Origin of the sequence: Yoonia sp., assembly GCF_036770585.1 — a bacterium.
In the GTDB taxonomy this organism is placed as follows: domain Bacteria; phylum Pseudomonadota; class Alphaproteobacteria; order Rhodobacterales; family Rhodobacteraceae; genus Yoonia.
In genome coordinates this window covers 6,224-14,343 of the sequence record NZ_DAIPIW010000067.1, presented here as the reverse complement: position 1 = coordinate 14,343, position 8,120 = coordinate 6,224, and the positions used below count along the sequence as shown (strand labels likewise).

General features: G+C 62.9%; 9 protein-coding genes. 5 read left to right on the top strand and 4 right to left on the bottom strand.

The window, feature by feature from the left end; genetic code table 11:
- Positions 1–52: 52 nt before the first annotated feature.
- Genes V7N12_RS11315 through V7N12_RS11305 form a run of 3 tightly spaced genes read left to right on the top strand, consistent with a single transcriptional unit; the run spans position 53 to position 2,497 of the window.
- The gene (locus tag V7N12_RS11315; protein WP_333714672.1) at positions 53–994 is read left to right on the top strand and encodes a bifunctional riboflavin kinase/FAD synthetase; all 942 of its coding nucleotides are present in this window, start codon (positions 53–55) and stop codon (positions 992–994) included.
- A complete protein-coding gene (locus V7N12_RS11310) occupies positions 984–1,451 on the top strand; it encodes a YcgN family cysteine cluster protein (protein WP_333714671.1) in 468 nt (155 codons plus the stop codon). Before V7N12_RS11315 ends, V7N12_RS11310 begins: the two co-directional genes overlap by 11 nt.
- Positions 1,451–2,497 carry a threonine aldolase family protein gene (locus V7N12_RS11305; RefSeq protein ID WP_333714670.1) on the top strand — a complete coding sequence of 349 codons (1,047 nt, stop codon included), beginning with the start codon at positions 1,451–1,453 and terminating at the stop codon, positions 2,495–2,497. Before V7N12_RS11310 ends, V7N12_RS11305 begins: the two co-directional genes overlap by 1 nt.
- Here the strand turns inward: V7N12_RS11305 and V7N12_RS11300 are convergent.
- Positions 2,466–3,245 (bottom strand): alpha/beta fold hydrolase, encoded by a 780-nt coding sequence (locus tag V7N12_RS11300; protein ID WP_333714669.1) that lies wholly within the window; start codon positions 3,243–3,245, stop codon positions 2,466–2,468. The two genes, V7N12_RS11305 and V7N12_RS11300, sit on opposite strands and share 32 nt — an antisense overlap.
- Position 3,246: 1 nt before the next feature.
- Positions 3,247–3,843, bottom strand: a complete 597-nt coding sequence (locus tag V7N12_RS11295) for a 2-hydroxychromene-2-carboxylate isomerase (protein WP_333714668.1) — start codon at positions 3,841–3,843, stop codon at positions 3,247–3,249.
- Between the two features lie 116 nt (positions 3,844–3,959).
- Here V7N12_RS11295 and V7N12_RS11290 point away from each other — a divergent pair, with 116 nt between their 5' ends.
- Positions 3,960–4,979 carry a ribose-phosphate pyrophosphokinase gene (locus V7N12_RS11290; protein ID WP_333714667.1) on the top strand — a complete coding sequence of 340 codons (1,020 nt, stop codon included), beginning with the start codon at positions 3,960–3,962 and terminating at the stop codon, positions 4,977–4,979.
- Between the two features lie 67 nt (positions 4,980–5,046).
- On the top strand, positions 5,047–6,822 hold the full coding sequence (locus tag V7N12_RS11285; protein WP_333714666.1) for an SLC13 family permease: 1,776 nt from the start codon (positions 5,047–5,049) through the stop codon (positions 6,820–6,822).
- A gap of 12 nt (positions 6,823–6,834) precedes the next feature.
- On the opposite strand, the gene V7N12_RS11280 is transcribed toward V7N12_RS11285, so the two are convergent.
- Both V7N12_RS11280 and V7N12_RS11275 read right to left on the bottom strand, forming a co-directional pair.
- Positions 6,835–7,320: a hypothetical protein gene (locus V7N12_RS11280; protein WP_333714665.1), complete on the bottom strand. Its 486-nt coding sequence runs from the start codon at positions 7,318–7,320 to the stop codon at positions 6,835–6,837.
- A gap of 245 nt (positions 7,321–7,565) precedes the next feature.
- Positions 7,566–7,916, bottom strand: coding sequence for an H-type lectin domain-containing protein (locus V7N12_RS11275; RefSeq protein WP_333714664.1), 351 nt, complete (start codon positions 7,914–7,916; stop codon positions 7,566–7,568).
- Between the last annotated feature and the right edge of the window lie 204 nt (positions 7,917–8,120).

Below are 8,120 nucleotides of genomic sequence, written 5' to 3'. Positions count from 1 at the left end.
CTAGGCCAACGGGCGCTTGCGCGGGTCGCGCTGACGGGCTAGGCAAGCCTTCATGCGCGTGATCCGAGACATTGCCTTCATCGACCCTGCCGATCGCGGCGCGGCTGCGGCCATCGGCAATTTCGACGGTGTCCATATCGGCCACCGCGCCGTCATCGACCTGACGCGCAAGGCCGCCGATGCTGCCCATGCGCCCCTTGGCATCATGACGTTCGAGCCCCACCCGCGCGATTTCTTCGGCCGCGCCGACGCCCCCTTCCGCCTGATGAACGCCGAGGCCAAGGCGAACCGGCTGGCCAAGCTGGGGGTCGAGAGGCTCTATGAGGTGCCGTTCAATGCCGCCCTTGCCGCACTGACGCCGCGCGCCTTCGCGCAAGAGATCATCGTCAACCAACTGGGGCTGGCCCATGTGGTCGTCGGTGCGGATTTCTGTTTCGGCAAGGACCGCAAAGGGACGGTCGAAGACCTGACAGCCTACGGGGCCGAGATGGGGTTCGGCGTCACCATCGCGCCGCTGGTGACAGTGGATACGGCCAGTGTTTCCTCTACCGCCATTCGTGCCGCGCTGAGTGACGGCAAGCCGCGCGACGCCGCCGCGATGCTGGGCCATTGGCACCGGATCGAAGGCGCGGTGATCAAGGGCGACCAGCGCGGGCGCGATCTGGGCTATCCGACCGCCAATATGTCTATCACCGGCCTGCATCCGCCGAAGTTCGGCGTCTATGCGGTGAAGGTAGATGTGCTGGGCGGCCCGCACAAGGGCGCCTACAACGGCGCCGCATCCATCGGCGTGCGCCCGATGTTCGGCGAGAATATCCCCAATTGCGAAACCTACATCTTTGATTTCAAGGGCGACCTTTACGGCACGCATCTGTCTGTCGCGCTGGTCGATTTTCTGCGGCCTGAATTGAAATTCGACAGCCTTGATGCGCTGATCACCCAGATGGACGCGGACTGCGATCAGGCCCGCGCGATCCTCTCGCATGTCCGCTGAGATCCCGCGCGAGGGGCTGGCCGACCGGTTCTGGGAAACCAAACCGATGGACGAGATGACCCGCCCCGAATGGGAGGCGCTCTGCGACGGTTGCGGCAAATGTTGCCTCAACAAGCTGGAGGACGAAGAAGGCACCGTGGAACTGACCCGCGTGTCCTGCCGCCTGCTCGACGTCGGGACCTGCCTTTGCAGCAATTACGGCAACCGCCACAAATACGTGCCCGAATGCATCGTCCTGACACCCGAGACCATCGAACGGCACCTCTACTGGCTGCCGCGCACCTGCGGCTATCGGCTGATCTACGAAGGCCGCCCGCTTTATGACTGGCACCCGCTGATCTCGGGCGATCCCGAGACGGTCCACCGGGCTGGCGTCTCGATGCGCGGCATGACCATATCCGAAGAGGCCGTCGACGAAGACGACTGGGAAGACTTTATCATTCAGGAGCCGCTTTGATGTTCTTTGCATCCGACAACGCCGGACCCGCCCATCCCAAGGTGATGGAGGCGCTGGTCAAGGCGAACGCAGGCTACGCCATGGGCTATGGCGCGGAGCCCATCATGGACGAGGTGCGCGCCTCCATCCGCGAGATTTTCGAGGCCCCGGATGCGGCGGTCTATCTGGTGATCAACGGCACCTCGGCCAATTCCATCCTTCTGGGGACCATGTCGCAGCCGTGGCAGACGATCTTCTGCACCGATTGCGCCCACATCCACGAGGACGAATGCAACGCGCCCGAATTCTACACCGGCGCCAAGCTGACGCTGGTGCCGACCGTGGACGGCAAGATGACGACCGACGGGCTGCGGGCAAAGATACTGGCCGAACAGAACCGCGGCGTGCATGGCCCCCAGCGCGGGCCGCTGTCGCTGACGCAGGTGACGGAGAAAGGCACGATTTATGCGCTGGATGAAATCCGTGCGCTGACCTCGGTCGCGCGGGAATATGGCCTGAAGACGCATCTGGACGGTGCGCGCTTTGCCAATGCGCTGGTCGCACTGGACTGTTCGCCTGCCGAGATGACGTGGAAAGCCGGCGTCGATACCGTCAGCTTCGGTGGCACCAAGAACGGTGCGATGGGGGTCGAGGCCTGCGTGATCTTCGACCCTGATCTGGCGTGGGAGTTCGAGCTGCGGCGCAAGCGCGGCGGGCATCTTCTGTCCAAGCACCGCTACCTGTCGGCCCAGATGCAGGCCTATCTGGAAGACGGGCTGTGGCTGGACATGGCGCGGGCCGCCAATGCCCGTTGTGCGCAACTGGCCGCGGGGCTGGCGGCGCATAATGTGGCGCGGATGCTTTACCAGCCGCAGGCCAATATCATCTTTTTCGAGATGCCCCGCGCCGAACACAAGCGGATGCTGGACGCGGGCGCTGTCTACTACGTGATCAGCGGCGACCCGCAGGTCGGTGATCCCGATGAACCATTGATCGGGCGGCTGGTCACGGACTGGTCGGCGTCCGAGGATGCGGTCAACGGGTTCCTGTCTCACTTGCGCGGATGATCGCGGCTATGTGCGGCAGGTAGGTCTTGCGGATCGGCAGCATGTGGCCGGCACCCGCGATGACGTGGTCCGTGGCGTGGGGCAGACGTTCCACCAGCCGGGCATGGATGGCGGCAATCACGGGCTGCGTGTTCTGGCCACGGATCAGCGTGACGGGGATGTCGACCTTTGCAAGCCGTTCGGCCGATGTGATCCCCTCGGCGTCTTCCTCGATCTCGGCCCCGCCCGCGACGACGAGGTGGATACGCTTTACAAGGGCTGCCTGCTGGTCCGGCGGGATCATGTCCCATGGCGTCTCGCCCCAGAGGGTGTTGAAGACCTGCGCCGCGCGCACCTCATCCCCTTGCAGCATGGCGGCGACAAAGGGGCGAAAGGCCTTGCGGTGGTGGTCGTGCACCCCGGTCCCCTTGGCGGCGGCGAAGAAGACAGGCTCGATCAGGGTCAGGTGGCTGACAAGGTCGGGATACTCGACCGCCAGACGCAAGGCGACCGTCGCCCCGAAGGAATGGCCGATGAGATGGGTCGGGCCATTGCAAAGCGCCGCCGCGATGCTTGCCGTCTGCGCCTGATAGGGCGTCTTGCCGTCCCAATCCGCGCTTTGCCCGTGGCCCGGCATATCAAAGAGCGTCCCGCCCCCAAGCGCACGGGAAAGCGGCAAAAGCGTCTCGTGCCGCGCCAGCATGCAGTGGATCAGCAGGCGTGACCGGTCGTCGCCGGTGGTGACGTGGTGGATGCCGGACAGGGCCACCCTAGATGCGGCCTGCCAGATGTGCCTCCAGATCGTCGATCCGGTCTTCGCCCCAGAAGACCTGCCCGCTGTCGACCACGAAGAAAGGCGCGCCAAATGCCCCCGCGCCCACCGCATCTTCGAGATTGCGGGCGAATGTGTCCGCCGTCGTCAGCATGTCCTTGTCGGCCAGCGCCGGATCAAGCCCGCAGGCTTCAAGACAGGCGCGCACGATGTCGTCCTGGCTGATGTCCTTGTCCTCGGCCCAGATCGCGGCACCGAAGGTTGTCACCAGTTCGGCCACGTCATGCCCTGCGTTCTGCGCGGAAATGATCGCATAGGCCGAAGGTGCGCCATTGGTGGGCCAGAACATCGGCTTGGGGTTCAGCGGCTTGCCCAGCAGCTTGGCCCGCCGTTCGATGTCTTGCAGCCGGTAGGCCTGCCGGTTGGGGTGCCGGTCCTTGGGCGGCAGGCCGCCCGTGCGCGCGAACAGCGCCATGATATCAAGCGGTTTGTAGCGAAGCGTCGCGCCATGCCGTTTGGCGACCTCTGCCGGGCGGGTGCCGCTGAGATAGGTATAGGGGGACAGGGTGGCAAAGTAGTAATCAATATGCGGCATTTGGTGGTCCATCGGCTGCGGAAATCTTTGCGCGACGGTAAGCTTGTGCTAGGCGGTGTCAACGCCACGAATCTGTTACATGCGTACCCGTGCCCTTCTGCCAGAGGACCTTTCCCATGCCGACGATGATTGAACCCAAGCTGATTGCCGGCAATGCGAACCAACCTCTGGCCAAGGCGATCGCACGGCGCATGTCGATGCATCGCGGGATGGACACCAAGCTGGTGGATGCGCGGGTCGAACGCTTCAACGATGGCGAGGTTTTCGTCGAAGTTTTCGAAAACGTGCGCGGCGAGGATATGTTCATCATCCAGCCGACCTCGAACCCCGCCAATGACAACCTGATGGAGCTGTTGATCATCGCCGATGCCCTGCGCCGGTCGTCCGCCGCGCGCATCACCGCCGTGATCCCCTATTTCGGCTATGCGCGGCAGGATCGCCGATCCAAGGCCCGCACCCCGATCACGGCCAAGCTGGTGGCGAATATGCTGGTCGAAGCCGGCGTGGAACGTGTCCTGACCCTGGATTTGCATGCAACGCAGATTCAGGGTTTTTTCGATATCCCGGTCGATAACCTCTATGCCTCGCCGATCTATGCGCTGGATGCGATGCACAATTTCCGTGGCCGGATGGATGAGGTCATGGTCGTCTCGCCCGACGTCGGCGGCGTGGCCCGTGCGCGCGATCTGGCCCAGAGGATCGATGCACCGCTCTCGATCGTGGACAAGCGTCGCGGCAAACCCGGCGAAGTGGCCGAAATGACCGTCATCGGCGAGGTCAAGGACAAGGTCTGCGTGATCGTCGACGACATCGTGGATACCGCAGGTACGCTGTGCAAGGCGGCCGAGGTGCTGATCGAGAACGGCGCGAAAGAGGTGCACGCCTACATCACCCACGGCGTGCTGTCCGGTCCTGCGGTGGACCGCGTGTCGAAATCGGTGATGAAGACACTGGTGATCACGGATACGATTCAGGCATCCGACGCGGTGAAGGGCTGCCCGAACATCCGCATCGTGCCGACAGCGCCGATGTTCGCGCAGGCCATCCTGAACACATGGAACGGCACCTCGGTGTCGTCGCTGTTCGACCACAAGACGCTGGGGCCGATCTACGAAGGGCTTTACGCGGCAGAATAGCCGCCGCGCCCCTGTCAGTCCAAACCTGCCGGTTCCAACTGCCCTGAAAGCAGTCTAGCCTTGGCGCATGCCGTCTGAACTTGTCCAGATCTTCGTCTTGTTGGGGCTGGTCTTTGCCTTGCTGCTTTGGGGGCGGATCCGCTACGACCTTGTCGCCTTCGGCGCCCTGATCCTTGCGGCCGTTCTGGGGCTTGTGCCGCAGGACGAGATATTTTCCGGCTTTGGTCATTCCGCCGTCGCGATCATCGCGCTGGTGCTGATTGTCAGTCGCGGGCTGTCCTCGTCAGGTGCGGTCGAGATGGCGGCCACGCGGCTGATCGATGCGGAACGACCGTTGCCGTTGCATATCGCGGTGATCTCGGTCTTTGCGGCGGGCCTTTCGGCGATCATCAACAACGTCGCGGCCCTGGCCCTGTTGATGCCGCTGGACCTCGAGGCCGCGCGGAAGGCAAAGCGTGGCGTGGGCAAGACCCTGATGCCGCTGTCTTTTGCCGCCATCCTTGGCGGGATGATCACGCTGATTGGAACGCCGCCGAACATCGTGATCTCGGAGTATCGCCAAAGCGCGCTGGGCGAGCCGTTTGCTATGTTCGACTTTGCCCCGGTCGGGTTGATAGTGGCGATGTCGGGTATCGCCTTTGTCTCGCTGATCGGGTGGCGCCTGCTGCCGGCGCGGACCTCACTGGTCGATACGGAAAAATCCGTCAGCAAGGGACGTTACATCGCCGAACTGCGGATCGGCGAGGCCGCTGCCGAAACGGGAGCGGTTGTGGGCGATCTCTATGCCTCTGCCGACGAGGCGGACGTGCATCTACTGGGCCTGGTCAGGGGCGGGAAGCGGCTTGCGGGCATGGCGCGCAGCAGACAACTGCGGGCGGGTGATTTTCTTGTCGTCGAGGGCAATCCCAAGGCGATCGAGGCCTTCATGGGGCAGGCCGATCTGGAATTCGCAGGGTCGGAGAAACATGAGGGCAGCGTGGTCGCGCAAGGCCTGACCCTGGCCGAGGCGATCGTGCCCGAAGGCGCGCGGATTGCCGGGCGCACGGCGCGCAGCCTGCAACTCTTGCATCGGCGGTCTGTGACGCTGTTGGGTGTTGCCCGCGCGGGCGTCAGCTTTCAGGACCGTGTGCGTCTCTTGACGATCCAGCCCGGTGACGTGCTGCTGCTGCTTGGCACACCCGAGCGCGTGTCCGAGACGATAGACTGGCTGGGCATCCTGCCGTTGGAGGGGCGCCGGACCGAAGTCATCCAGCGTGGCAAGGCGGGTATGGCAATCGCTGTTTTCGCCCTTGCCGTGCTGCTGGCCATTCTTGGTCTGATGCCCCTGTCGGTGGCGCTGGGCGCGGCGGTCATCGCCTATGTCGCGCTTGGTCTTGTCTCCGCAGGCGAGGTCTACGCGTCGGTCGAATGGAAGGTGATCGTCTTGCTGGCAAGTCTGGTGCCGCTGGCCGAGGCTTTCGAGCACTTCGGCGGGGCTGACCTGATCGCGGGGCAGATCGTCGGGCTGGGCGGCGGCTTTCCGCCTTGGGTGACGCTGTGCCTGCTGATGGTGGTCACCATGACCCTGTCGGATTTCCTCAACAATGTGGCCACAACGCTGCTTGCGGCGCCCATCGCCTTATCGGTCGCGGCAGCGACGGGCACCAATCCGGATACCTATCTGATGGCTGTGGCCGTGGCGGCATCCTGCGCCTTCCTGACCCCGATCGGGCACAAGAACAACACGCTGATCATGGGACCGGGGGGCTATCAGTTCGGCGACTACTGGCGCATGGGCCTGCCGCTGGAGGTGCTTGTCATTCTTGTGGCGGTGCCTGCGATACTGGTCGTCTGGCCGCTTTAGCGGGGTGGTCGCCTAGCGGCTCTTCGCACCATAGCAAGCCTTGTTGCGGTTGGGCATCCTTGCGCGGATCAGGTCCATCAGGTCGGTGTCCGGCGTGGTCTTGGCCTGACAGGGGCGCGCTGGCCTTGCGGTGGCGGCGGGGCGCTTGCGGATGGTTGCTGCCTGTTCTGGGACGTCGTTGGCACAGTCACCGCCCAGAAACTCCAACAGGTTCCGGGGCCGGTCGAAGACGAAATACTCGACCCAAAGCTCACCGTCCTGATTGGTCCGCAAGAGTGGCATGAGATTGCGGTCGAAGCCGGACCCGAAGGTGAAATGTTCCCACGTGCGCGGAAGAAAGTCGTGCTTGACCAGATGGTCGCTCAGCGCGTTCAGGATGACCATCGATTGTGTCAGGTGGACATAGAGCGTCTTTTCATCGTCCGACAGATCGGTCGCAGCTTCGTAACGCTGCATGACCGCGCGGGTCGATTTGCGCTGCTCTTTCAGTTCCTTCACGGCCCTTGCACATCGCAGAGGGGCGCGTCGGTTCGTCACTTCGACCATCATCACACTCGTAAACGGTCAGCCAACATCATTTGACTGCTTGGCCTTGCTATAGGCCAACGGGTAAAGAATGTCTTAAAATTTTTGGCACAGTGGTTACCTTACGGGCCATGCCGGCGACAATCAGACAGCCGCTGATTCATTGGTTGGACTTCCGAAAATATCGCGGCAATCCTCCGGGGGCGGGGGTGCGGCGGCTAGGACAGATCCCAGTCATCGGCGTTGGGAAGTTCACCGATCGCCGTCCACGCCACCCTGATCCGCGCGACCTGCGTGTCGCTCCATGTGCGGAAGACAATCTCGAACCCTGTCGTCGAGATCGTTTCGGCCTGCACATCGGCGCGGATATTGGTCTTGTTGGAAATATCCCACATCGAAATCGAGACCTGCACATGCGGCACCGATCGGAAGGCAGAGGCGAAGCGCACGGTTTCGCGTGACTGACGCGGCCCGTCCCCCCGCCACATCTGGCCGCCATCCTCGAAATCCGAGAACATCACGACCTCTCCGTGGTCGATGCCCACCACGCCACTGTCCAACCTGATCATGCGACTGAAATCGGCCCTTGTTCAATACCGCCAGAGCCTAACGGAAAATTCGATCTTCCCACAAGCCTGTCCCCACTTCCTAAGGTTTGGTTAACAAATTGGCTCTAATTGTTTTCGAATTGGTTAACCCCGTTTGGAGGCATGTGCGATGTTTCACTGGTGTTTGCGGTTTCTGGCTTTGCTGTCGCTTGTTCTGCTTGTGGC